General features: G+C 54.8%; 22 protein-coding genes and 1 rRNA gene. 13 read left to right on the top strand and 10 right to left on the bottom strand.

The window, feature by feature from the left end; all coding sequences use genetic code 11:
- The 7 genes from ACW17M_RS06245 to ACW17M_RS06275 form a co-directional block, all read right to left on the bottom strand.
- Window positions 1–117 (bottom strand): 16S ribosomal RNA (locus ACW17M_RS06245); the annotation flags it as partial.
- A gap of 328 nt (window positions 118–445) precedes the next feature.
- Window positions 446–1,438, bottom strand: a complete 993-nt coding sequence (locus ACW17M_RS06250; protein ID WP_342584403.1) for an adenosine deaminase — start codon at window positions 1,436–1,438, stop codon at window positions 446–448.
- Window positions 1,439–1,465: 27 nt separating this feature from the next.
- Window positions 1,466–3,196, bottom strand: coding sequence for a thiol reductant ABC exporter subunit CydC (cydC, locus tag ACW17M_RS06255; RefSeq protein ID WP_342584404.1), 1,731 nt, complete (start codon window positions 3,194–3,196; stop codon window positions 1,466–1,468).
- Window positions 3,193–4,866, bottom strand: coding sequence for a thiol reductant ABC exporter subunit CydD (cydD, locus tag ACW17M_RS06260; protein WP_141441032.1), 1,674 nt, complete (start codon window positions 4,864–4,866; stop codon window positions 3,193–3,195). Before cydD ends, cydC begins: the two co-directional genes overlap by 4 nt.
- Window positions 4,867–4,869: 3 nt before the next feature.
- Window positions 4,870–5,871, bottom strand: coding sequence for a cytochrome d ubiquinol oxidase subunit II (gene cydB / locus ACW17M_RS06265; protein WP_009286907.1), 1,002 nt, complete (start codon window positions 5,869–5,871; stop codon window positions 4,870–4,872).
- A gap of 2 nt (window positions 5,872–5,873) precedes the next feature.
- Window positions 5,874–7,289 carry a cytochrome ubiquinol oxidase subunit I gene (locus ACW17M_RS06270; RefSeq protein WP_009286908.1) on the bottom strand — a complete coding sequence of 472 codons (1,416 nt, stop codon included), beginning with the start codon at window positions 7,287–7,289 and terminating at the stop codon, window positions 5,874–5,876.
- Window positions 7,290–7,563: 274 nt separating this feature from the next.
- Window positions 7,564–8,541, bottom strand: a complete 978-nt coding sequence (locus ACW17M_RS06275) for a calcium/sodium antiporter (protein WP_027957440.1) — start codon at window positions 8,539–8,541, stop codon at window positions 7,564–7,566.
- 345 nt (window positions 8,542–8,886) lie between these two features.
- Between ACW17M_RS06275 and ACW17M_RS06280 the strand changes: the two genes are divergently transcribed.
- The 9 genes from ACW17M_RS06280 (at window position 8,887) to ACW17M_RS06320 (ending at window position 17,880) form a co-directional block, all read left to right on the top strand.
- Window positions 8,887–10,260 carry a paraquat-inducible protein A gene (locus ACW17M_RS06280; RefSeq protein ID WP_027957441.1) on the top strand — a complete coding sequence of 458 codons (1,374 nt, stop codon included), beginning with the start codon at window positions 8,887–8,889 and terminating at the stop codon, window positions 10,258–10,260.
- Complete coding sequence (gene pqiB, locus ACW17M_RS06285; RefSeq protein WP_039859017.1) at window positions 10,253–11,938, top strand: intermembrane transport protein PqiB; 1,686 nt, start codon at window positions 10,253–10,255, stop codon at window positions 11,936–11,938. Before ACW17M_RS06280 ends, pqiB begins: the two co-directional genes overlap by 8 nt.
- Window positions 11,939–11,948: 10 nt before the next feature.
- Window positions 11,949–12,533, top strand: a complete 585-nt coding sequence (locus tag ACW17M_RS06290) for a PqiC family protein (RefSeq protein ID WP_039859019.1) — start codon at window positions 11,949–11,951, stop codon at window positions 12,531–12,533.
- A gap of 65 nt (window positions 12,534–12,598) precedes the next feature.
- Window positions 12,599–13,105 (top strand): helix-hairpin-helix domain-containing protein, encoded by a 507-nt coding sequence (locus ACW17M_RS06295; RefSeq protein WP_414126942.1) that lies wholly within the window; start codon window positions 12,599–12,601, stop codon window positions 13,103–13,105.
- Window positions 13,106–13,377: 272 nt separating this feature from the next.
- On the top strand, window positions 13,378–14,634 hold the full coding sequence (locus ACW17M_RS06300) for a DEAD/DEAH box helicase (protein WP_009286911.1): 1,257 nt from the start codon (window positions 13,378–13,380) through the stop codon (window positions 14,632–14,634).
- Window positions 14,635–14,729: 95 nt separating this feature from the next.
- Window positions 14,730–15,233 (top strand): hypothetical protein, encoded by a 504-nt coding sequence (locus ACW17M_RS06305; RefSeq protein ID WP_027957443.1) that lies wholly within the window; start codon window positions 14,730–14,732, stop codon window positions 15,231–15,233.
- 8 nt (window positions 15,234–15,241) lie between these two features.
- Entirely contained in the window at window positions 15,242–16,450 is a 1,209-nt protein-coding gene (locus ACW17M_RS06310) for a CynX/NimT family MFS transporter (RefSeq protein ID WP_027957444.1), read from the top strand.
- A 25-nt stretch (window positions 16,451–16,475) separates the two neighbouring features.
- Window positions 16,476–17,552 carry an asparaginase gene (locus ACW17M_RS06315; RefSeq protein ID WP_457547060.1) on the top strand — a complete coding sequence of 359 codons (1,077 nt, stop codon included), beginning with the start codon at window positions 16,476–16,478 and terminating at the stop codon, window positions 17,550–17,552.
- Between the two features lie 88 nt (window positions 17,553–17,640).
- A complete protein-coding gene (locus ACW17M_RS06320) occupies window positions 17,641–17,880 on the top strand; it encodes a DUF2789 domain-containing protein (RefSeq protein ID WP_027957446.1) in 240 nt (79 codons plus the stop codon).
- 37 nt (window positions 17,881–17,917) lie between these two features.
- On the opposite strand, the gene ACW17M_RS06325 is transcribed toward ACW17M_RS06320, so the two are convergent.
- A complete protein-coding gene (locus ACW17M_RS06325) occupies window positions 17,918–18,334 on the bottom strand; it encodes an SRPBCC family protein (RefSeq protein WP_022523267.1) in 417 nt (138 codons plus the stop codon).
- Between the two features lie 221 nt (window positions 18,335–18,555).
- On the opposite strand from ACW17M_RS06325, the gene queC reads away from it, so the two are divergent.
- From queC to ACW17M_RS06345, 4 genes are read left to right on the top strand one after another with little or no spacing between them, the layout of a single operon-like run.
- A complete protein-coding gene (gene queC, locus ACW17M_RS06330; protein WP_027957447.1) occupies window positions 18,556–19,269 on the top strand; it encodes a 7-cyano-7-deazaguanine synthase QueC in 714 nt (237 codons plus the stop codon).
- Window positions 19,269–19,925, top strand: a complete 657-nt coding sequence (gene queE / locus ACW17M_RS06335; RefSeq protein ID WP_022523265.1) for a 7-carboxy-7-deazaguanine synthase — start codon at window positions 19,269–19,271, stop codon at window positions 19,923–19,925. Before queC ends, queE begins: the two co-directional genes overlap by 1 nt.
- On the top strand, window positions 19,925–20,776 hold the full coding sequence (locus ACW17M_RS06340; protein WP_027957449.1) for a 6-carboxytetrahydropterin synthase: 852 nt from the start codon (window positions 19,925–19,927) through the stop codon (window positions 20,774–20,776). The genes queE and ACW17M_RS06340 overlap by 1 nt, the downstream gene beginning before the upstream one ends.
- Window positions 20,773–21,030: a YkgJ family cysteine cluster protein gene (locus ACW17M_RS06345; RefSeq protein WP_022523263.1), complete on the top strand. Its 258-nt coding sequence runs from the start codon at window positions 20,773–20,775 to the stop codon at window positions 21,028–21,030. Before ACW17M_RS06340 ends, ACW17M_RS06345 begins: the two co-directional genes overlap by 4 nt.
- Before the next feature lie 21 nt (window positions 21,031–21,051).
- Here the strand turns inward: ACW17M_RS06345 and ACW17M_RS06350 are convergent, their stop codons facing one another.
- Together ACW17M_RS06350 and miaE are read right to left on the bottom strand one after the other, a co-directional pair.
- Window positions 21,052–24,951 (bottom strand): AAA family ATPase, encoded by a 3,900-nt coding sequence (locus ACW17M_RS06350; RefSeq protein ID WP_027957451.1) that lies wholly within the window; start codon window positions 24,949–24,951, stop codon window positions 21,052–21,054.
- A gap of 27 nt (window positions 24,952–24,978) precedes the next feature.
- A complete protein-coding gene (gene miaE, locus ACW17M_RS06355; RefSeq protein WP_022523261.1) occupies window positions 24,979–25,662 on the bottom strand; it encodes a tRNA-(ms[2]io[6]A)-hydroxylase in 684 nt (227 codons plus the stop codon).
- Window positions 25,663–26,092 lie beyond the last annotated feature (430 nt).

Raw genomic sequence — 26,092 nt, forward strand, 5'->3', positions numbered from 1 at the left:
TACTCACCCGTCCGCCGCTCGTCAGCGGGTAGCAAGCTACCCCTGTTACCGCTCGACTTGCATGTGTTAGGCCTGCCGCCAGCGTTCAATCTGAGCCATGATCAAACTCTTCAGTTTAAGATCTATGCGGTTCTTACCCGCCACCCGAAAGTGACAGAAGCGAACCAAACTTGGCTCAAGGTTCAAACGAATTCATTCAAACTTACGTTTTCATGACCGCTTGCCTTGATATTGGGTGATTTGTCACCAACATCAGCAAGCGCCCACATGAATTACCTGATCAAATTGTTAAAGAGCTAGTCGATGAGGCCGTGCCCCGTTGACGTGTGCGTATACTACCCGATTCACCGCCAGGGTCAACAGCGATTTGAATATTTATGAGTAAAAACCTAGCACTGCATCTGATTAAAACAGCGCCTAGTCTGTGTGACTAGGCGCTGTAATGCTATACCCCAGCTAAACGAGCGAGAAGTTCTTCGCGTCGGCCTGGGCTAGTAAAGGCTTCCTCAATGGCGTTGCGGGTTATCTGACGAAAAACCGCCTCATCCCAGTCAAACGCATCGGCGCAAGCAATGTGATTGGTCAACATACCGCCACCAAAATAGGCGGGGTCATCCGAACTAATGGTTACTTTGAGCCCTTCAGCCAAAAGCTTGGGCAGCGGATGATCACGCAAATCCTCTACTACCTTTAAGCTGACGTTTGAAAGTGGGCAAACCGTTAGAACAATCTGTTCACTGCGCAAACGCTCAACTAGCACATCACTTTCTAAACAGCGCACCCCGTGATCAATGCGCTGAACATCAAGGATATCCAGGGCTTCTTTAATATAGTCTGCGGGGCCTTCCTCCCCGGCATGGGCCACGCGCACAAGCCCAAGCTGCTTAGCGCGCTTAAACACCTCAACAAATTTTACCGGTGGGTTGTTTTGTTCAGCGCTATCCAGACCGATGGCATCTAGCATTTTCCAATAGGGAGCGGCTTGCTCAAGTACATGCAACGCCTCCTCTGCGGGACGGTCGCGGAGAAAAGCCATAATCATGCCGATAGAGAGGTCGAGGTTATCCTCTGCCTCCTGCTTAGCTTTTAATAGCCCAGCCATTACCACTTCAAGCGGCACACCACGCTGTAGGTGCGCCTGGGGGTCAAAGTGCATGTCGATATGCACAACACCCTCCTCCCGCGCGCGCTTGAAATAATCCATCGCCAGGTCGTAAAAATCTTCCTCGTTACGCAGCACGCTCATGCCCTGAAAATAGAGATTCAGGAACCCCTGCAGATCATTGAAGTGGTAAGCATCTTTGGCTTCTTGAACTGTCGTATAGGGCAGCTCAACCCCATTACGCTGTGCTAGTGCAAACATTAGCTCTGGTTCCAGCGAGCCTTCGATATGCAAATGGAGCTCTACTTTAGGAAGATTGCGTAAAAATTCGTGCATGGAGGGCTCCTGGCTATCTCTTATCAATTAATCAATATCGCTCATTACCGATTCTTTAAGTGCGAACTGGCTAAGTCTACCGGCATCTAAATGCCAGTGGTACTCGACCCCAGGCAATGGGTTCAGTGAACCAACTTGATGGACAAAGAATATAACCGTTCGATTAAGCAGCCATTGATCCAGGGAAGCCGCAAGGTGGTTTGCCGTCACCGCATCAACGCCTGCAAATGGCTCGTCAAGAATCACCACTTGAGGACTGCAAAGCATTAGCCGTGCTAATGCCAAACGCCGACCTTGACCACCCGATAGCTGCTGGCCTTTTTCGCCCACCGACGTGGCTAAGCCTTTCGGCAGTTGCTCAACCCAACCATCCAAGGCAACGGCCTTCAATACCTCCCAGAGGTTTTCATCGCTTGCGGTGGGGTTGGCAATACGCAGGTTCTCAGCAATAGAGGCATCAAACAGATCCACCTGCTGAGTGAGCATAGCAAAGTGATTAGCACGGCTTTCGACCGAGAGCTGCCACACTGGCACGCCACCCACCATCGCCTCACCCTGAGTTGCTTGTAAGCGTCCCATCAACACACTGGCTAAAGACGATTTTCCGGCACCAGAATTGCCGGTAATCACCGCTCGCTTTCCAGCGGGTAGTTGAAAATTAATACACCTTAGCGCGGGCTCTAATGTTTGCGCATAGCGCAGAGAGAGCTGATTAACCTGAACGCTGAGATCAACATCTTCAGGTAGCGTAACAACAGGGGCAGCCGACGATGAATCGCTGGTTAGCGCATTTAACCGACGCACCGCTGCATAGCTAGCGCCCAGCTTGATAAAGCTAGCAGGTAGTGCGATAAACGCCTCATTCACCCCCAGCACTATCAATGCAACCATCACCAAAACAGGGCCCGTGACCAGCTGCTGGCTAAATACCAGGCTAGCGAACCACACAACTGCCACTACCATTAATCCGCTTATGACACTCACCAGGCAGTTTATTAGCGCCGCCTTACGCCCCAAGCGGCGCTGATTGCCGAACGCTTGCTGCTCTTGAGTCGCAATCATCGTCCGGTGCCACTGGGTCGTTTGATAGCTCATCAACTCGGCCGAGGCCTGTACTTGGTCGACCACTAGGCGGCGCAGCGACTGCTGGTCAACCACCTGCTGATAGCTTTGCGAAAATCCCCAGGCAGCCGCTAACAAGGTCGCTACCAGCCAGAGCAAGGCCAGCGTCACCGCCATCAGCACGGCAATACCGGGCAACCAAATAGCCACAAAAAGCGACACAGTCACTACACCAAGCAGCGCCACCAATGGTGGCACCAAGAGTCGCAGATAAAAATTATCCAGGGTGTCGATATCAGCCGTTAAACGGCTCAGCCAGTCGCTGGCACGCTCACCGTGCAAGCGAGCATCGTCAAAGCGCGTTAAATGGCCAAATACCCGATAACGCAAGTCGGCAAGCAGCGTTAACACCGTATTATGGTTATAGAGACGCTCGACATAGCGCGCAAGGGTGCGCGCCAAAGCGAAGAAGCGAATGCCGCCACCGGGGATATAAACATCAAGTCGCGCGGGAATACCCAGAGCCAGGGCGATACCGGTCAGAGCACTGGCGGTAATAAACCAACCCGACAACCCCAGCAGCGCAAGCCCGGCTATCAGGGTGACCCAAACCAACAAGGCGCCCACCAAAAAGCGCCTGCGGCGGCGCACTAAGAGCAGCAGCCAAGGGCGGAAGTCACGGCAAATAGTCATCATGAGGCCACCTCTACCAGTTCACCCTGTTCAAAAGCTAGATGGCGTTGAGCGGCGGCAATCACGGCCGGATGGTGGGTCGCTATGACCAGGGTGCGCCCCTCTTGGGCAAGCTCAAGCAAAGCAGCCATCACGAACTGCTCTGTCTCTTGATCTAAACTCGCCGTCGGCTCATCTAAGAGCACCAACGGTGCATTGCTAAGATACACTCGCGCGAGGGCAAGGCGTTGAGCTTGGCCACCCGATAACCCTACCCCACGCTCGCCGATTAACGTATCCAGACCCTCGGGTAGCTGAGTTAACAGCAGCCCAAAACCAGCACGATGCAGTGCGGCGAGCATTTCTTCACGGGAAGCTTCGGGGGCCGCCAAACGTAGATTATCGATCAAACTGCCGTGCAAGAGACAGGGCTGCTGATCCAGCCAGGCATAGCGGCTACTTTCTTGTCGAAGGTACTTGCCAGCGCTTGGGGCGATAAAGCCCGCGAGCAGCGCTAACAGCGTTGACTTGCCGCTACCGGAGACACCGCTAAGCACCACTACCTCACCCTGCTGAATGGTGAGATCGATAGGGCCTATCACTTGCCCACGGCTAGGATAAGCAACGCAAGCAGCCTTTAACTCAATGGCCGACCTATCTGACCGCGGAGCCATATAGTGATGCCCACTCACCAAACTTGGCTGATTGAGGATATTCACCACGCTCTCGGCGGCACCGAGTGCCGCCGCGCGATCATGGTAATGCTGAGAAAGCGTGCGCAGCGGTTGGAAAAATTCAGGCGCGAGCAGTAACACCGCTAAGCCCGAAAAAAGCGTCAACGATGTTGCCGGCCCGTACTCGATATAGCCCAGCAGGCCGAAACCGACATACATAGCCACAACCGCAATCGCGACCGAGGAAAAAAACTCCAGCACCGCTGATGAGAGAAAAGCTAACCGAAGGGTACGCATGCTAAGACGCCGATAACCATCCGTGGCATACCAAACATCCTGCTGTGCGGCTGACGTACGGCCAAAAAGCTGCAGTGTGGTCATACCGCGCACACGGTCAATAAAATGCGCTGACAATCGCGATACCGCAACGAACTGGTCACGATTAAGGCGCTCAGCTCCCATGCCAACCAATGCCATAAAAAGTGGAATAAGCGGTGCAGAAAGCAGCAGGAACAGCGCCACCAGATAATCCAGCCAACCCGCCACCGCCAGAATCAATAGCGGCAAACAGAACGTAATGCGCAGTTGAGGGTAAAAACGCGCAAAATAACCTTCCAGCGCATCTATATGCTCAACCGCCTGATTTGCCAGCGAGCCGCTATGCTGATTGGTAAGCCACACCGGGCCCAAGGCAGACAGTTTATCCAACAGCTGAGCTCTGGCACGCTGTCGAATTCGCAGGCTCGCCTCCAGGCTTAATGTTTCATGCCCCCACTGAAAGGCAGCGCGTAACAGCACACTGCCCACCAGAAGGGAAAATATCGGTAATAGAGAAATGGGTGATCGATGATGCACCACTAGCTGATCAATAAGCCACGCAAGCCCAACCACCACGACTATCGTTTGACTACCTGCCAACACGCCACAAAGCGCTGAACCAAGCAGGCGTTTACGCTCTCCCTTAGCCAACGCTTGCAGCCAACTGCGCGGCGTAAGAGAAAGCGTGTCTTCAGTTACCATGAATCAGTGGTATCCCTCGCCTACACGTACCTTGCCGCGGAACACCCAATAGGTCCAGGCGGTATAGGTCAATATAATCGGGATAACGAATACCATACCTACCAGCAGGAACAGCTGTGACTCCGGCGAAGAAGCCGCATCCCACAGCGTATAATCCGGCGGCACGATCACCGGCCATTTACTGACGATCAGGCCTAAATAGGTGAAGACATAAATGCCGATAGTGGCCAGGAAAGGCACCCCTTCACGCCGTTTTTGCACCGAACGGAAAACCACAAAAGCGCAAGCCAAGGCAGCAAATGGGAAAACCCAAATCAGTTGAATATTGCCGAACCAGCGCTCCCAGACCAAAGGATTCACAAACGGCGTCCAGAGGCTAATCACCGCAAAAACAAACAGCACCAGTGCCAGCAGCAGTGGAGTGATTTTATAGGCCCAATCCTGCACATGCCCCTCTGATTTCAGTATTAGCCAAGTTGCTCCTAACAGCGCGTAGCCTGCCATCAAGCCAAGCCCCGTTAGTACCGAGAAAGGCGTTAGCCAGTCAAAGGCACCGCCCACATAGGCAAAATCTTCAACCGGAAAGCCCTGGATATAGGCGCCTACCACGGCACCTTGCGCAAAGGCGGCAACCGCCGACCCCCAGCAAAAAGCGCGGTTCCACCAGCGGCGGTTACGGCGAGATTTAAAGCGAAATTCAAAGGCCACGCCACGGAAGATCAAGCCTGCTAACATTAAGAAAACGCCGATGTAAAGCGCAGGCAAGAACACCGAGTAGACCAGTGGGAAAGCGCCTAATAGCCCAGCCCCGCCGAGCACTAGCCATGTTTCATTGCCGTCCCAAATTGGCGCCACCGAATTCATCATCACATCCCGAGCATCTTCATCGGGAGCAAAGGGGTAGAGAATACCCAACCCCAAATCAAACCCATCCATAAGCACATACATCATGATGCCGAAACCGATGATGAAGGCCCAAACTAACGTTAGATCAAACATTTCCATGTCTAGCTCCTCACCGGGTCAACGTCATCATCAAAAGGTGTATGCGCCGCCGACATAGGCCGCATGGGGCGCTTGAAGTTCTCGTCGGTGGTTTCGCGTTCCTCTTCCGGCAGCATGCCGTTACGCACCACACGGGTGAGGTAATAAATGCCCGCGTAAAACACCACGCCGTAGACCAAGGCATAGCCAATCAGCGTAAACAGCGCCATAGGGCCGGTGAGCGACGGGGTTAAGCCCTCGGCATGGGTCATCATGCCGTACACCAACCAAGGAGAACGGCCTGACTCTGTGACGATCCAGCCCGCCAAAACAGCCACAAACGGCATGGGAATCATTGCCGTCAGGCCTTTTAAGAATAGACGTTTGTCATAGATACGCCCTTTGCGGCGCAACACCAGCCCCGTCAGCGCCACCGCAATCATTAGCAGACCAATCCCTACCATAACTCGGAAGCCCCAGAAGACGATCAGCACTGGCGGCTGCTCTTCAGGCGCCGCTTCATTAATCCCCGGCACCTCCCCATCAACAGAGTGAGTCAAGATAATGCTGGCCAAGTTCGGAATAGCCAGCTCAAAGTGGTTGGTTTGTGCTTCCTGGTCAGGAATGGCAAACAGCAGCAGCGGCACATTGCCAGAGGTTTCCCAGTGCCCTTCCATGGCAGCCACTTTAGTCGGCTGGTGCTCCAGGGTGTTTATGCCATGAAAATCGCCGATGACGGCCTGAGTCGGTGCCAAAAAAAGCAGCAGCCAGAGGCACATAGAGAGAGCTCGGCGATTCGCTTCCGGGTCTCGATCGCGCAACAGAAACCAAGCACTCACCCCAGCGACAACGAAGCCACCGGTCAAGAATGAGGCAACGGCCATATGCATAAAGCGGTAAGGAAACGACGGATTAAAGATCGCCTCGCTCCAGGAGGTCACGTGGAAGCGGAAGTCAACTAACTCTACGCCCGCAGGGGTATGCAACCAGCTGTTAGCGGATAGAATCCAGAAAGAAGAAATAAAGGTGCCCACCGCCACCATAATGGCAGCAAATAAATGAACCCCTTGAGGCACCTTACCGCGGCCGAATAGCAGGACGCCCAGGAAGGCTGCCTCTAAGAAGAACGCGGTGACAACTTCATAGCTGAGCATGGGGCCGAGGAAATTCGAAGAGGCCTGGGAAAAGTTGCTCCAGTTAGTGCCAAACTGGAACGACATAACGATGCCTGACACCACCCCCATCCCAAAGACAACGGCAAACACCTTTGTCCAGAATAGCGAGAGGCGATCCCATGCAGGGTTCTTCGTTGTGAAGAACAGACCATGGAGCAGCGCAATATAAGACGCTAGACCAATCGTAAATACGGGGAAGATAGCGTGAAACGACACAACGAATGCAAATTGCAATCGCGATAAAACCAGCGGATCAAGTTCCATTTCACTCTCCTAAGACCTAATCGATATCCCATCAATGGGCTAACACAAGCTTAGTTGAGCCTTTATGGCAGTGCACTTTTAGTTATAAGCACTAAGCTTATTTCTTTACGCTAGTTTTTTACACTACTATTCCTGCGTTACTTTGCTTCACGCAACTTAGCTTCCGTCACTAGCGCCCCTCTTGGACAGCCATTGTATTACAGTAGCCGGATGTCCAAGATGGGTCGCATTGACGCACCAATTACCCTTGCGGTGCGGTATGGCAAAGTAGGCACTATCGCGACATAATAACGACGCTGACCATATAGCTGGTGTACGCGACAAACAGCGCCAGCAGAATCCCCCCCTCCAAGCGATTAATGCGCCGCGGACGACCACGCCAAGAAAACGCAAACAGGATCATCAGCAGCGTCATACCGGTCATCACGCTCCAGTCGCGCACGAGCACCTCTCGCCCCGCCTCAATCGGCGCAATGACACCGGCGAGGCCGACCACCGCCAAGCTATTAAACAGGTTAGACCCAACCACGTTGCCTAGCACCATATCGTGCTCTTTTCGACGCAGGGCAGTAATCGAGGAAGCAAGCTCAGGGAGCGACGTCCCGATGGCGACTACGGTCAAACCAATAATCAAATCGCTCACACCAAAGCGCAGTGCAATTTCAACGGCTCCCCACACCAGAAGCCGCGAACTAGCGATAAGCAGCACCAACCCCACCAGCGTCCACATGATGGCTTTACCGCGAGACATCGGCTTGCTATCCAGGGTTTCAGCGACCTCAGACACCAGCGCATCGTCGGACTGATTGCGAGAACGCAGAATGCTCACAACGATAAAGACAACCAATGCCAGCAACAGGCCAACGGCCTCCCAACGCGCGACGAATCCATCCAGCAGCATTAGGCCCGTTGCTAACATGACCAGCATCAATATCGGCATCTCTTTACGGATAACGCTAGAGTGCACCGACAGTGGTGCAACAAGGGCTACCAAGCCGAGAATTAAACCGATATTGGCAATATTTGAGCCATAAGCATTCCCCACCGCCAAACCTGGATTTCCATCCAGCGCCGCCAGCACGGATACCATCATTTCCGGCGCCGAAGTACCAAACCCAATCACCAGCATACCGATCAATAGGGGTGACAAACCAAGCCAACGAGAGGTTGCCGCCGCGCCGTCGATAAATTTCTCAGCGCTCCAAACCAGTAAGATCAATCCAACTACAACTGCTAATGTGGGAAGCAACATTTCATTTCCTTCATGACATAATGATCGGTACTGTTTTATAGGTTGTGCTTCTGAGCAACACTTCATTGCAACGGCAGTATGATGCTATTACTAGCAATGCCTGCCACTATATGGCGAAACTAGCACGTAAACCTGACGCGGAAGTACGCGGCCAATCAGGTCGAATCTAACTGTTCGCCATTGCGCCGCAGCATCGTTGTCTAAACTAACCCATTGGTCAAGCGGCCAGACTATGTTTTTAAACATTATTTCAGTGACATAGACTTGCTAAAATGCGTGTTTGACATGCTTAATCCGCCACATCCTAGTAGTTTTGCTAGGGGTTCGCACTGAGAGTTTTGGTTTTTGCGCCCACAAAAATTGATTAAGCGCCGTCCACTGCCCGTCAACGCCCCCCTTGTTGACAGCTTGCCGCCTGAGGTTAGAACTCAGCGACGGCGTTTGCGTGCCTGCCACGAATGCGACTGGGTATCCGCGCTACCGCCGTTAAATTCTGGCGAGAAAGCAAGCTGCCCACGCTGCTCTCACGTGTTGGTTAAGCGCCATCGCTACCCCGCTCAGCGCAGTATGGCCCTGGCCATCGCCTCGCTTGTCGCACTAATGCTGGCAGTGTCGTTTCCGTTTATTAGCTTTACGGTCAGCGGAGTAAGCAACCGCATCGAGCTGACCCAGACCGCCACCACACTGATTGGCTTTCACCAACCCGTGGTGGCTATCGCCGTTATTATGACCATAGTGGTGCTGCCAGCCGTGTATTTGCTTGGCGTTCTTTGGCTTCAATTTGGACTACTTCGCGATCGCCCCCTGCCCTTTAGTCGCGATATTGCACGCTCACTGGCGCATTTAACGCCGTGGATGATGGCCGATGTCTTTATTATTGGCGCCTTGGTGAGCCTGATAAAAATAGCGGGCCTGGCCGATGTGGAAATAGGCATCTCCTTCTGGGCGTTTTGTGCATTTGCGCTGCTGCTGCTGATGACAAGTCAGTCCCTGGATGCCGATTGGATGTGGTTCTCGCTTGAGGGAGAACCACTGGCTCCCGAAGGTACCCGGACAGGCCTACCCGCTGGTGAACAAGGGCTGACCGGCTGCCCAACCTGTGGACTGATTAACCGCCTATCGCCCCAGGGCCGTGGGCATTGCATTCGCTGCCATGAAAAGCTTCACCAGCGTCTTCCTAACAGTTTGCAGCGCACTTGGGCACTGCTGGGCGCCTCTGCCATTATGTATATTCCAGCCAATATCTACCCCATTATGACCACTACTAGCCTAGGCAACTCCTCGCCTTCAACGATTATTGGCGGTGTTGTTCAACTGATCCAGATGGGCTCCTGGCCAATCGCAGCGGTTATCTTTATCGCCAGTGTTATCGTACCTGTAGGCAAACTCGTTGCGCTAACTTGGCTTTGTTTGGTGGTTAAGCGTAGCAGTGCGCTCAATGCTCAAAGTCGCACGCGGCTGTATCGTCTAACAGAATTTATTGGTCGCTGGTCAATGGTTGATGTCTTCGTGGTGGCTATCTTAGTGGCACTGATTCGCGCTGGCTCCCTGATGTCGATTACGCCAGGCCCTGCGTCGCTCGCCTTCGGCGCCGTGGTTGTGTTAACCATGCTTGCAGCAATGACCTTTGACCCGCGCTTAATTTGGGATACCCCTCTTCCACATCGTCACCCTCTTCTTCGCCGTAAAGCGGCCACCAAGGAACCTGTTGATGGCTAACGAAACAGAATCGTCAAACACTGACCCGATTAACGATCAGGAGCTAAATAAGGCCAAAATATCGCACCAGACCAGATTATCGCCCATTTGGGTGGTACCGATCGTCGCGATTGCTATTGGGTTATGGCTGGTTTACGACAATTACGCTAGTCGTGGAACCCAGGTGACGCTGACCATGGAGAGTGCTGAGGGCATTGAGGCGGGCAATACGCTGATTCGCAGCCGTAATGTTGAAGTAGGCCGCGTACAAAGCGTGCGCCTGTCTGACGACCTTTCCCATGCAGTGCTGACCGCTCGTATTCAGCCGGAAGTGGAGGACCTTCTGCGCGAAGATACCCGCTTTTGGGTGGTTAAACCGCGCATTGGCCGTGAAGGCATTAGTGGGTTGGGTACCGTGCTCTCTGGCGCTTATATACAGCTTGAGCCAGGCACAGAGGAAGCACCACGGCGAGAATTCCCCGTTAGCGATATCCCCCCTGTTGCACCCGCTGGCCAAGCGGGACTGCGTCTTAGCTTGACGAGCCAGTTAGGTAACTCACTACGCGTCGGTGACCCGGTCTCCTATCAGGGCTACACAGTGGGACGCATCGAAGAAAATAGTTTCGAGCCTGAGTCACGCACCATGCAACATCAGCTATTTATTGAGGAGCCATATACAGACTTAGTCACCGACAGCACTCGCTTCTGGACCTCTAGTGGTGTCGATTTCCGCTTAGACGCCGACGGCGTTCGGGTTAACGTTGAGTCATTGGAAGCGCTGCTGGGTGGCGGCGTTACTTTCGGCGTGCCCGAAGATCTGCCCATGGGTCAGCCGGTTGAAGCCAACACACGGTTCACTCTCTACGCTGATGAGGATGCCGCTCGGGAAGGAACCTTTAATCGTTATTTGGAGTATGTACTGCTGGTCGATGAAACGGTACGCGGACTCTCCAAAGGCGCACCGGTAGAGTTTCGCGGGGTACGCATGGGCACCGTTGCCGCCGTACCCTGGAACTTTACCGCTCCGCAGCCCGACTCACGGGCACGCTTTGCCATCCCCGTACTGATCAGAGTCGAACCTCAGCGCCTAGGGATCGAAAATAGCGATATTAACCTGGAAGAGTGGAAGGCGAGATTCCAACGCATGTTCGGCCTCGGACTACGCGCCTCGCTAAAAAGTGGCAGCCTGTTAACGGGCGCTCTGTTTGTAGACTTGAACTTCCACCGCGACCTTGCCGATGAGTATGTCGCCGAGCGCTTCTCAGATCGAGATGTCTTCCCCACCGTAGCAGGCGGCTTTGCTCAGATACAGGCCCAGGTAACCGATCTACTTGAGAAACTAAACGCCCTTGAGGTTGAACCGCTGTTAACCGGTTTGGATAGTAACCTTCAAGCTTCTGAGAGCATGCTGAATGAGGTTCGCGACGTGAGCGCCTCTCTTAATCAATTGCTCAATGATCCTGAAACCCAGGCTGTGGGCGGCAACCTCAACGCAACCCTGGAGGAATTGCGCAGCACGCTACAGGGGCTATCGCCGTCATCGCCGGCCTATCAAGAGCTGACAACCGCCATTGAGCGACTGGATCGCTTGATGCGTGACCTGCAGCCTTTGACTCGCACGCTCAACGACAATCCCAGAGCACTGTTGTTTGATAATCTGGATGCTCAAGACCCCATACCGCGTGCGCCACGTGATTAAGGAGCGAACGATGTTTACATGGATGAGATATTCACTGCTGCTGATCTGCTTGTTGCTATCCGCCTGCGCCAGCAGTGTCACGCCCCCCGCTCGCTATATGCTGCCAAGCGACCCATTGGCTAGCACACCCCGCCAGCCCGAGGGTACGCTTATAGTGAGCGCACCACGGCTAGCCCACTACCTGGATGTCGACGGCATTGTGATGCAGCTAGACGACATTACACTGAATGCCGCTCGGGAACACCAGTGGGCAGAAGGCTTAGGCAGGCAATTAGAGCGGAGAGTGCGCGCCAATCTATCCAAAGCGTTGCCAACACTTAGGGTTATGCGTGGTGAAGGTGATCAATCCAACGCCCTCACCCTGCGCCTGAACGTAGATCAATTCCAGGGCCGCTTTGATGGTATCGCCGTGGCTAGCGGCCAATGGCAATTGCTAAACGATGCCGGCGAGCTGTTAGAGATGGAAACTTTCTATGCCGAAACGCCTCTTTCAGAAGATGGCTATCCCGCCCTGGTGCGTGCATTAAGTGATAGCTGGGATCAAGCTGCCGAACTTATCGCCACTAAAATACGTCAGGGCGATTATTTTGATTAATCAGTCCTTTTCTAAACTGAGTTTGCTGCACTACGCTTAATGCTAACCCTCTCAGGGATGTCAATATGCCAGCTGAACCAAGCCAGACCACAGGTCTGCCCGCTGAACAACTACGCGATGCCATTAACGCCCTAATGCATACCGTAACGGCACTGCTTGAGGGCGAACCGACTCAAGGAGTCCTCGAGACGGCTTTAAATAGCCACGATGCCCTGCGCGATCAGTTAGCAGCCCAGGCTCACGATGCCACAACGCTAGCCGCGCTTCAGCGCATTGAGCAGTTTATTACTATTCAAGCTGGGCACTATTATCAAATGGCTAGCGTCGATTTTGATGAACAGCAAAACAGTCGTTTTATCACCCTCTTTGCGCGACAACTACTGGGGCTCGACGGCATAGGACCAGCCACGGCCCGCCAACTGTTTCAACTTGGTGTTTTCACTCCTGAGCACTTTTTTACATTAGCCCCCAAGGAAGTGGCCCAGCTTGATTTGCCTGCGGCTACTTTAGCGCGGTTAATCCCACTGCATGCCCAGGCCCCATCGCTGGAACGATTCAGCGAAACAAGCTGAGGCCCTATAACCGTGTTACACTACTCGGCTTATTACTGACACGTAGTTTTCTGGTGTGTCCGTGCACACCAGGATGATAGTGCTGCTTGGCGCTATAACCTTCACGTCTCCTGTCACGGTCATCCACGGCTACCCAACGACCATCGCGGCACACTGAATTATCTGGCACACTTCGCTGCCGCGAAGGTGAATCAACCTCGCTTTTTGAACATTACATCTAGTGATAACAGCCACTTACCGGTATTAACTCACTAGGTGACTGCGGAGAACGCATGAGCTTTTCTGAACTTGGCCTGCACGCCGATTTATTACGCGCTGTTACAGCGCAAGGTTACACCGAGCCTACCCCGATACAACGACAGGCTATCCCCGTCGTACTAGAAGGTCGTGACATGCTGGCCAGCGCCCAAACCGGCACGGGTAAAACCGCTGGTTTTACGCTGCCAATGCTGCAACGTCTAAATACTGGCAAACGACCTACAAAGCGTCAGGTACGTGCACTGGTGCTAACCCCTACCCGTGAGCTTGCCGCTCAAGTAGGCGAAAGCGTGTCGACCTACGGTCAACATCTGGCACTGCGCTCCCACATTATTTTTGGTGGCGTTGGCCAGCAGCCTCAAATCGATGCCCTAAAAGCCGGTTTGGATGTACTTGTAGCTACCCCTGGCCGCCTGCTGGATCTTCACCAGCAGGGGCATGTGGATCTCTCCTGCGTTGAGATTTTAGTGCTTGATGAAGCTGACCGTATGCTGGATATGGGCTTCATTCACGACATTAAGCGCCTGCTGCGCCTGGTGCCTAAAAAGCGCCAAAACCTGCTGTTCTCGGCGACATTCTCTAACGAGATCCAAACCCTGGCACAACAGTTGCTGGATAACCCGGCGATGATTGAGGTAGCGCCACGGAATGCCACAGCCGACAAAATTGAGCAGGCCATTTACCGTGTCGACCGCGAGAAGAAGCGCGAACTGCTGGCTCACTTAATTCAACAGAACGGCTGGTTCCAGGTTCTGGTATTTACGCGCACCAAACATGGCGCTAACCGCCTTGCAGAGCAGCTCTCCAAGCAGGACATCCCTTCCATGGCGATCCATGGCAATAAAAGCCAGGGAGCTCGCACTCGCGCGCTAACGGCATTTAAGAGCGGCGACCTGCAGGTACTCGTGGCCACCGATATCGCTGCTCGCGGCCTGGATATCAATGAGTTGCCCCACGTCGTCAATTTTGACCTACCCAACGTGGCGGAAGATTATGTCCACCGCATTGGCCGTACCGGCCGTGCGGGCAGCAATGGCGAAGCCGTTTCGTTGGTGTGTGTCGATGAAGATGCCCTGCTGGGCAATATTGAGCGGCTAATCAAGCAGAAGCTAACAAAGCACATTGAACCTGGCTTTGAGCCCGACCCCAGTATCAAACCTGAGCCCATTGAGAATGGTAGACGCAACCAACGTCAGCCTCGCGCCAAACGCAAGCCCGAAGGCCAGAGTGCCAATACCGGCGGCGAGCGTAAACGCCGCGCGCGGCGCTAGCTCAGAGCGCAGGAATATGCGAAGGTGTCGCCTTTGCATATTCCAAGCCGCTGTTTCCAGCAGCTATTTTAGCCAATACTTTTCACGGAGTGATTATGGCGTCTTCTCAACTGATGGCCGAGTATCGCCAATGGCTGACGTTCCAACGTCAAGAGCAGCTCAGCCGCGAACATCAAGGGATCGTGCAGCGTTTAGAGGACGCCCGTGCGTCAGCTAATCAGGTGCTTCAAGCCTACCGCAGTATGGCTGAAAAGGCCTCGATCGAAGGGGCCTGCTACCGCACGATTTTCTTGCGCCAACGGGATGACAACCACGCCCTCCCCTGCGAAGGCTGGCTTTTTGTACGCCGAGTACTGAGCGAAGGCAATAGCACCCGCGTACGTGTCACCCTGCTTGAAACTTTTACCCTTGAAGATGGCATCATGGCGCCAGGCGATAAACCTGCTCGCAAGCTTACTTTAGAAATATTTGACCAGTTGAATATGGATAAAGGCATGCGCACAAACGTCAGGGTCGACTGTCTGGACACTCCCCAGGATTACCACTTTATTACGCTACTCGATGCCGTTCGCGGAGACTTGCGTCCCCACCTTAAGTAAGTACTCGTATGGCAACGCGTCGCTCGATTACGTTTATTTTGCTGATGGTCGTGGTGGGGCTTAATTTACGCCCCGCCATGTCTTCGGTTGCCCCACTGCTTACTCGCCTGCAAGAAAGCGCGGGGCTTTCCGCTACCGCTGCGGGGTTACTCACCACGCTACCCGTGCTGTTTTTAGGCCTCTCCGCCCCGCTTGCCCCTGCCCTGGCTAGACGTATAGGCAGTGAACGGGCGCTAAGTTCGGCATTGGCACTACTGGCTGCGGGGTTGGTTTTACGTGGTTTACCTTTCCCCGGTGGGCTCTTTATTGGCTCGGCGATGGCAGGCTGTGCGATCGGCATTGGCGGCACCCTGCTACCGGCCCTGGTTAAGCGTGAACTTCCCGATAGTGCCGACCTGCTTACCGGTTTATACACCATGGCGCTCTGCTTAGGTGGCGCCTTAGGGGCTGGGTTTAGCGTCCCATTAACGCAACTGCTCGGCAGTTGGCAGGCGAGTTTGATGAGCTGGTCACTGCTGGCGCTGTTCGCACTGGTGCTTTGGCACTTCCAAATGCCCCGAACCACAATGACCAACACGCCGACAGCGCCCAAAAGCGGTATTTTACGGCTTCTTAAGCAACCGCTTACCTGGCACGTCATGCTGTTCATGGGCATTCAATCGTCCATGGCGTACATCGTATTTGGCTGGCTGCCTACTCTGCTGGTTGATCGCGGTTATAACGAGGCCGATGCGGGCTGGACAATGGCGGTGTCGATTATGTGCCAGCTAGCCTCCGCGCTAGGCGCGCCCTGGCTTGCACGAATGGGGCGTGACCAGCGTCCCGCGCTATTGGCTGTGCTGCTTAGCACCGCCATTGGCCTATGGATGCTACTTATTGCGCCATTAGTGTGGCAATGGCCAGGCGCCGCTTTACTGGGTATCGGTCAAGGCGGCAGCTTTAGCCTGGCGCTGAGCCTACTCGTCTTACGCACGGCCAACTCCCGCCTTGCCGGTCAGCTTTCTGGGCTGGTTCAGGGCGGTGGTTATACACTGGCAGCACTTGGGCCTTTTGGTGTGGGAGTTATGCTGCAAACAGGCGCCAACACATCACAAATCGCTTGGTTATTGATTATTCTGATCACGGTTTGTTGTGGCTTTGCGCTACTGGCGGGCCGTAATCAGCGTCTAGATGACCAGAGCGGCGAACTTTTGATACAGCGCGTAAGACCCACTTAGCAGGTTTCGCACAAAGCCCCAGGAGATGGCGATGATCCCTCACTCCCCTCTTGCCAGCAGCGTTCCCGCCCAAGAGCGAATATTAGTCATTTACACCGGCGGCACTATCGGTATGCAACAGCATGCTGAAGGGCTTGCGCCTAGCGGTGACTTTGCCACTCGCATGGCAAAGGCCCTGAGCCAGCTACCGCTTGCCCAACAGCAATCCCTTCCACCTTATAAGGTCGTCAGCTACACCACGTTGATTGACTCAAGTGCGGCCACTCCTCTCACTTGGCAACAGCTCGCCCACGACATTAACGACCAGCTAACGGCCTTCGCCGGTTTCGTGATTATTCATGGCACTGACACACTCAGTTGGACCGCTGCCAGCCTTGCCTATCAACTCCAGGGGCTAGATCGGCCAGTAGTCGTCACGGGCTCGATGTTGCCACTAGAATCGCCCGACAGCGATGCCTTGCACAATTTGCACGGCGCGCTGCAGTTCGCTGACAAGCCTGAGCTCCAAGAAGTGGCGATTTACTTTGCAGGGCAATTGCTGCGGGGTGCCCGCGCCATTAAGCAGCACAGCGAAGCAGCCAACGCCTTCGCAAGCCCCAACTACCCAATGCTCGGTGAGCGGGTAGGCGATGATTTCGTTTATTACCCCAGCCGTGGGCTTGGCCTGCAGCAGCGTGGCGCGCCACGTTTCGAGCTCCCCGACTACCGCCTGGTCAATCAGGGAGAGATCGTGCGCATCGCTCTTTGGCCGGGCGTAGCAGCCTGGCAGCTGGATGCTTGGTTGAGTGATTCACGGGTAAAAGGGGCGTTACTTCAGCTCTGGGGCGCGGGTAACCTCCCCGACGATCCCCACTTGCTTAACGTACTTGCCAGAGCCACCGGCGAAGGCAAACTGCTTGCCGCCATTAGCCAGTGCCCGCAGGGCAGTGTCCACCTGGGTGCTTATGCGGCAGGTCACGGCCTGAGCGATGCAGGCGTTGTGGCAGGCGATGATATGACGCCGGAGGCGGCGTTCACCAAGCTAGCCCATTTACTGGCCCAGCCACTCGCGTTAGAAGATCAACGACAGCGCTTTTTAACACCACTGGTTGGCGAACGTTGATCAAACAAAGGCTTTTGTGTGCTGGCGCAGACTGAGAATCAAGCTATGTTATAGGGAGCATTCTAACCGTTTGAAGGAGCAACAGATTATGGAAAAGCCGGTACACCATTTCAGCGAACTATTCGAGCAGTTGGGATTGGCGTCTGATGCAGCTTCAATCGAGCGCTTTATCCAGCGCAACGCCCCACTTCCGGAAACGATGCCATTGTCTGAAGCTCCCTGCTGGAACGAGGGCCAGGCAGAATTTCTGAAAGAAGCCGTAGATGACGATGCCGACTGGGCAGAGGTCGTTGACCACCTTGACGCCTCAATGCATAAACCACAATAAGTCGGTGGCCTGATCACCAATGCGCTGCTAAGCGGCGCTACTGATTTAAACGTGCCTCAACGCGCTCAAGAATTTGTCGGCTGACTTTGCCGACTAGTGGCTTGGCCGCTTTGTTGACGGCTTTCTCCATTAAGCGGTTGCGAATTTCATAGCTCAACGTTAATGCCACTTCGGTACCTTCTGGCACCTCGCGAAGGCGATAACGTCCCTGGTTCTTCACACCATCCAAGGACTCCCAGGCAAGCACATAAGGCGGCTGAACCTCGGTAACCATGACATCAAACGCCCAGTCCATGCCCACGGCACGTACGTGCCAGCGGTAACGGTTTTCGCCCAGCGTTTCTATTGAGCGAATCAGATCCGAGTAATCGGCAAAATCCTCGACACGACGCAATAGTTCAAACACTCGTTCGGGCGGAGCGTTAATGATTTCACTATGTTCAATAGTTGCCATTGGTTCGCCTCTAACGACATGGATGGATAGCGTAGCATGTTGATATTCATGCTGCCCGCCTACGCACTTTTTTACTTCAATCAGGTACATGGTCAGCGCTAGAACTGGTCAGACTAACGGCTATTGCGTAAACTGCCGCCCTTCCGGACCGGACCCCGGAACGCCGCGTCAGCTAAACGCTGCTCGCGATTAATAAATTCTCCGACAAAGAGTGTTTTCTCATGTCATCAATACCCCCAGTGGCGGCTGATACAGCCACCACAACCGTCGTTATCTATTCCGGTGGAATGGACTCTTTTACCGTGCTTCATCGCGCGCTGCGAGAAGGGCTTAGCGTACACGCGCTTTCGTTTGACTATGGTCAGCGGCATGCCCGCGAACTCGACACTGCACGCCAAGTGTGCGCCTCGCTGGGGCTACCCCATCAAGTAGTCGATATTCGCGCCATACACGGCCTGATTGATAATTCGGCGCTCACCAATCCAGACCAAGCAATGCCCCAGGGCGACTATGATGCGGACAACCTGCGCGCTACCGTCGTACCCAATCGCAATATGATTTTGCTCTCCCTGGCGATTGCCAAGGCTGTGAACATTGGCGCAGAACGAGTCGACTACGGTGCCCATGGCGGCGACCACATTCTCTACCCCGACTGCCGCCCCGAGTTCGTCGAGGCAATGAACCATGTCGCGGGCATCGCCAACTTCGAGCCAGTGAAGCTACACGCCCCTTATCTCAAAGTAAGCAAGGCCGACATACTGCGTGAAGGCCTGGCAATGGGATTGGATTACCGCCATACCTGGACCTGCTACGAAGGCCGTGAACTTGCCTGCGGCGTATGCGGCAGCTGCCGCGAGCGGCTGGACGCCTTTGCCGCCAACGGTGTTACCGATCCATTGGCTTACAGCGTAGACAGCGCAGTAGGTCAGCGCTGATGTATCAGGTCAAAGAAGCCTTTTACACCCTCCAGGGGGAAGGTGCCCAAGCGGGCAGAGCGAGCGTTTTCTGTCGTTTCAGTGGCTGCAATCTGTGGTCGGGCCGTGAAATTGATCGGGCGACGGCTAAATGCACCTTTTGCGATACTGACTTTATTGGCACTAACGGCATCAATGGCGGCAAGTTTGCCACTGCCACCGCCCTCGCTGAACACATTGCCGGACTCTGGCCCAGCCAACTCGGTGACGCCAAGTCGCACGCGACGCCCTATGTGGTGTTTACCGGCGGCGAGCCGCTGCTGCAGCTTGACGCAGCGCTGATTGCCACACTGCATAGCCATGGGTTTGAGGTGGCCGTCGAGACCAACGGTACGCTGGCTCCGCCACCAGGTATTGACTGGCTGTGTGTCAGCCCTAAGGGTAGCAATCCGCTAGCCATTACCCAAGGCGACGAGTTAAAGCTTGTCTACCCTCAGGTGGACGCTCCCCCGGAGCAGTTTTCAGGCCTAGGGTTTCGCCACTTCTTTCTACAGCCGATGGATCTTGCCCCTCTCAATCAGGATAAGACCACCGTGGCTGAAGCGACCGCCTACTGCATGGCTAACCCCCAGTGGCGCCTATCGCTACAAATGCACAAATTAGCAGGTTTTGATTAATGTCCCTATTCGTAAACCAACTGACCCATATTGACGTTTCCCTTTGGTGTTCCGAGCGCGGCTTAGTGGGCTGTAGCTGGCAGGTGGACGCAGTGCTGGATGGCGAGCTGGGCGAAGATGGCATGCTGTTCGATTTTGGGGAAGTCAAGCCGTGGATCAAGCGCACGCTAGACAGCGGCCTCGATCATACTCTGCTGGTACCTACTCAGGCGCCTGGGGTCACGGTGACGGGATGCCCCGAAGGTGTGTGCGTGCGAACCACCACGCCCTATCCGATGGAAGTGCGCGGCCCCAAGGAGGCGTTTAGCCTGCTGCCGTGGCAAACCATTGAGCTTGACACGGTCGCGGAGCACTTAAGTCAGCAGCTGACTGAAGAACGGCCTGAGAATGTCCATCAGGTTACCCTTACGCTTAGCGACGAGGCCATCGATGGCGCTGCCTATGGCTACTCGCACGGCCTGAAGCGCCATTTAGGCAACTGCCAGCGTATCGCTCACGGCCACCGTTCACGGCTACACATCTTTCAGCAAGAGCTGCGTCAACCTACGCTCGAACAACAGTGGGCCGCATGGCTGGAAAATCGCTACCTGCTTGAAGAGGCGGATATCACCTCACGGGATAACGATTTCCTTACCTGCGGCTATCGCGCCGCCCAAGGTGATTTCTCCATTACGCTGCCACAGTCGCTATGCGCAGTCCTCCCCGGCCCCACCACGGTAGAAAATATCGCCGCCTGGCTGGCAAAAGAGGTTGCCACACAAAGCGGCGTAACCACGCGTATCCAGGCCTTTGAGGGCATCAACAAGGGCGCGATTGCCGTATGTTCACCTAGTCCAAGTGCTAGGCTATGAGTGAAGGGTGTCGTGCGGGGTGTGGCGCCTGCTGCATCGCGCCTTCAATTAGCTCAGCTATCCCCGGCATGCCTGAGGGCAAGCCGGCGGGCGTTCGCTGCGTGCAGTTAGACGAGGATAACCTGTGCCGTTTGTTCGGGGATCCGAGCCGCCCCAGGGTCTGCGAGCGGTTTAACTTTGACGCTAGTGTGTGCGGCGAGAACCGGGAAGAGGCGCTCGCCACGTTGACGTGGCTGGAGCAGGACACCCGTTAAAGAGCACCCTGCTTTAGCTTATCAACCTTCAGCGCCTACCGGCCGAGGCAAACGGCGATCCAACAAGCTGATCCAACGGGTTAGCACCGGCGCATCGCTGTGGCTAACTTCGCTCAATAGCTGCCTAAAACTCTCTTTCGCCTGCTGGTCGTTGGGCTCAATACGCGTCAGCCATAGTTCAAGGGCCGCTAGCTCCTGGTGGCGATTGCCGTGCTCGCGGGACTGGTTTATCGCCATCTCAGCCAATGCCTTGACTTCATTGGCGGGGTGTCCAAGCAGATCACGCACTTTAGCCAGTTGGGTGGCTAATTCGGGCAAAAATAGCGTGGTACGCTCACGGGCAATCACCAAGCACTGATCGAGGTACTCCTCTGCGGCATTTAACTCGCCTAGTTCAATGCAGGCATCCGAGTACCACAGCACCGGCCGCTGGTAGCGGTCACGGCCGTTCAGCTCCGCCATCTGATCCAGGCTCTCGCGTAACTGAGTCAACCCGGTAGTATCACCTGCCAAAGCTCGTTGCCAACCAAGAATACACTGGCTGGATATTTGCCACAGCTGTAAATCGGGCGTTCCGGTCATTGCCGCCGCCCGCTCAGCATGCCGCGCGGCCAAATGGACGTGGCCTAGCTGACGATAGAGCGCAGCGGCAAATAGCAGCGCCAGCGCCAAGGTACCGGGGTGAGCAATCTTCTCCGCCAGCCGAATCGCCGCCGACACTTGCCGCTCGGCACGCTGATAATCACCACGCAGGCAGAGCGCCCAGCCCTGAAAGCAGGCGGCTGAAACTTGTGGATGATCAGAGAACGGTAGCCACTCGATCATCATTTGCGCATTGAGCGGATCGATTTCATCTAAATGGTCGTGAGCCTGCTGAATGCGACCCGCCCAGTACTCACAGTTGGCCCGGGCATAATCGGCCAACCGACGATAGCGAGGGTCTTCAAGGCGTGAAGCAAGATCAGCGAGCGTCGACGCCAGTGCAAAGGCATCGGCATGAGCATAGCGCTGGCTACGCCCCACCCAAAGCCCCCATTTGACTAGGAATATCTGCTCAAGATCTTCTGGATCCTCCAATCTATCGGTACCCGATTCGCGCAGCAGTTCCCTCGCACGCACAAAGCTTTCGTGAGCGGTAGGCGAGCCGTGGCCCTCAAGTGAGAACGCCGCCTGACCACGCACGGTGAGCAGACTTACTTCACGCTCAATCTCATGCTCAACGTGGCGCAAGCTCGCCAAACCGAAATCGGCCATGCGTAGCGCGGTTCGGTTGGCGCTCACCTTGAGCGCTTCACGGGCGGCCAATTCGAAATAGCGTGCACCACGGGCATAATGACCGCTCCGGCGCAGGTGAGTGGCAAAATCGCCGGGGTGGCGACTAATCCAGACAGGGAAGCGCTCCTCTATTAGGGTCACTACCTGTTGGTGCAGCTTGACCCGCACATCCCGCGGGCAAGAAAGGTAGGCAGCTTCTTGCAGCAACTGGTGGCTAAACTGATATTCGTGCTCGCCGCTCTCTTTATCGACCGGCTCGACAATCTCCAGCGCCCGCATATGTTCGAGCGCCTGGTTAAGTCGCCCTTTTTCCCAGCCGCTACACTCCAGTAGGAAATCCAACCGGAAACGCTTACCCAGCACTGCCGCTACGTGGGCAATTTCGCGGTCACCCTCAAGCTGATCGATACGGCTTGCCAGCAGCCCTAACAACCCCTTGGGCAATTCATCGAACTGGACACTACGCCCTTCGCGACGATCCATATCCAGACGCCGACAAATTTCCTGCATATAGAGCGGTACGCCATCGCAGCGCTCAATAATCTGGTTACGTAACCGTGGGCTCAAATGAATGCGGTAGCGCCGTGACAGCTGTGACAATAGCCGTGAGGACTGCTGCGGATCCAGATTCCCCAGACTAATCTGCTGATCCCAATGCAGCTTCACCGGCAGCAGTTCTCGGCCGTGGTGGCTAGCCACCAACATAAAGGCGGTATTGATAGGTAAACGTGCCTGCAGCCCCGCGAGCACTTTAAACGACGGCTCATCAAGCCACTGTAAATCATCGACCATCAGCACCAGGGTATGAGTGGTCGCCTGGCGCTCGATTAAGCGGTGCAGCAACATCACCACCAATTCAACGGCTTCACCGCTTTGGGCAAGCTGGGTGATCTCCTGAACTTCGTGCACCCCAAGCGCCTCTTCCAACAGGTGCTGACGCTCGGGCGTAAGCTGGTCAAACTCAAGCGTTGCCTGTAGCTCGTGAATCGCCTCGATAGTCAGCGGTTGCTTGAGATACCAGCCCACCAGAGTCCGGGCAACGCCGTAGGGATCTAGCACCGACAGCCTCGTGGTGGGCTGCCAGCAAATTGCCGCATCGCGACTAAGTTCTAACTGGCGGAAACCGACCATCAGCGCCGATTTGCCCATGCCAGATGCCCCGCGAACTAACACGCTTTGACGCAAACCTATACCTGCCCGCGCCAACGCGTCGCGCAGCGTACGCAGCGAGGTTTCACGCCCGACCAGGCTAGGCGGCAGTGCATCGCGACCGCCTTCGTTTAGGCCCAGCACTAAAGCGCGCAGTCGAACGCGACCGTCGCTAGCCACCAAACGCGATACCAAGCGTGGCTGTAGATCAAGCGCGGGCGGCATGTGCTGACTGGCTTCTTGTGAGATAACCAGCTCACTGCCTTCAGCTGCGCTCATTAGCTCCAGCGAGGTTTGGGTGACTTGCCCCAGCGGATCCGCCAATTGCCGCTCGGGCAAGTAGACGACTTGCCCACTGTGCAAACCAGCAGCTAACTCAAATTGCGGCACTTCGCCTTCGCCAGACCAGTGGCGAGCACTCTCCTGGGGAAGCGCCTGACGGCAGTGCTCATAGAGCGCCACTAACTCAGCCAGTTGGTGAGCAGGCCCATGGGTACCGAAACACGCCAGCCCCAAGCCACCAGTGGCGCCAGGCAGCCAGAAGCCGCCCAAGTGATGGCACTGCTGCTCTAGCCATCGCAACAGCTCTAACTGCAGAGTGAGGCAATGTCGGGTCGCGGCTCGGTCTTGCCACTCCCCTTTCAGGCGCAGCCGGATAGCCATCACGGAAAGTTGGCGCAGCTCAATCTCATCTTCACGCAGCGGTTTACTGTCTGCCGCCAGCGCGCGGGAAAACGCGCCCTGGGGACTCATCATCCGGGGGTCATGGTGGCCGTCAGACCAGTAGCTTGCCAACTGTAAGAAGCTAGGTTCAGGCTGCTGGCCTGACAACGCCAGTAGCTGCAAGTAGCTATTATACTGCTCGTGCGCGGCGGCCATTTGATTCTGTTCAGCCAGTTGGCGAACCAAGCGCTCATGAAACGGGCCATAGCCGGAAAAGCGACTGACCAGTGTTTCCAGGATCAGGTCAGGCACATCGGTATGTGCTTCGAGTACTTGTTCAGCAAAACGAATGACGCGCTGGCGCCACTCATTCCGCACCTGGACTAACCAGCGCTGAAACTCACTACAGGTGGCCAATTGAAGTTCTTCAATCAGGTCACCTTGGTAACAGGTCATCAGTGCTTCCAGGGTATCCAAGTCGCGCGGCCCTTCAAGCAACTGTTGCAGTGTATGCAGGTCGACTTTCCAATTGGCCGGAAGCTGGAAGGCAATCGTTTGCCGTGAGACGCTTAATACTTGGTCGGCGCTCTCCCCCAACGACTGGCGTAAACAGTGCAGCGCGTGACGCAGGTTAGTTCTGCCTGAGGATAACCCTTGGTCAGGCCACAGCAGTTCCGCCAGCGCGGCGCGGTTAACCGGCTGACGATGCAGCAGCAGATAAACGAGCAGCGCCTTCACTTTGTCATAGCTAAAGTGGGTTAATACGTCTTCGCCCTGGGTAAGCGAAAAGTGACCAAAGAGAGTTAACTGGTCTGTCTCACGAGCATCGCGCATGATAAACATCCTGCCGGGCTAAGCGGGTTAAGCTGGCACACCGCTATGGAAACGAAAAGCCGTATCGGGCGTAGTAATCAGCTCCGCTTCACGCGCTACAAAAAAAGCGATCCGCTCATCAATAGAGCCCGATGTCTGCTGGCGAGCCAGTAATAGGTAGTCCTCAAAGTGACGGCCTTCTGACTTCACCAGGGTGCGATAAAACTTGGCGAGCTCTTCATCTAAATACGGAATCAAGCAAGCGAATCGTTCGCAACTACGCGCTTCGATAAGGGCGCCAATGATGAGCACATCGATTAACCGTTCGGGATCATTGCTGCGCAGGTGTCGCCTAAGGCCTTCCGCGTAGCGTGAAGCGGTCAAGTGTTGGTAGGTCACCCCACGCGCCTCCATGAGCGCAACCACTTGCTCGAAATGGAGCAACTCTTCGCGCGCCAATTGCGACATTTTGCTTAGCAGAAGTGGCTGATCGACGTAGCGATAGAGCAAACTCATGGCGGTGGAAGCGGCTTTTTTTTCACACTGAGCGTGGTCGACCAGCAGCGTTTCAGGATTCTCTAACGCCCATTGCAGCCACGCCTCAGGTGTTGCACAGGCCAAAAACTGGTGCAAACTTTCCGGCAGCAGATCATCCGCTTTCACCGCATGATCAGCCGTTTGTAAGGCATTCTTTTGTTTAGAGGGCGGAAGTGTACCGGGTTGTATCAACATAACACCATTACCGAGCTTATATCTCACTATTGTACAACATATAAGCGCGCAAGGCGCTTACAGTTCCCTGTTGAATTGCGTTCTTCATACCCTGAATCGCTTATTACTAATGTAGTTGCGCGCTTAAAAATGCTCCACACACTTTTAATCAGCTCGCTTACGTAAGTACCACAGCAGTTAGATAGCGCTAAGGTCATAAAGTGAGGACTATGGTAACGCGCTGTAACGACAATCACACCTGCACAACCTGTGGTTAGCCCGTAAATGGGGAAAAAACTTTCCTGTTTTTACGCCAATAGGCTAATAAAAAGCGTTTTTTTGATCCGTTTAAATCAAGGTATCAACATAAAGTACAAGAGTCGTCTTTGCTTGCCAGCTTAACATTGTCGACAGTTTGCCGTAGAATCGCAGCCATCCAACCACACGCTGT

This window comes from Vreelandella sp. 2A-K22 (assembly GCF_054065485.1).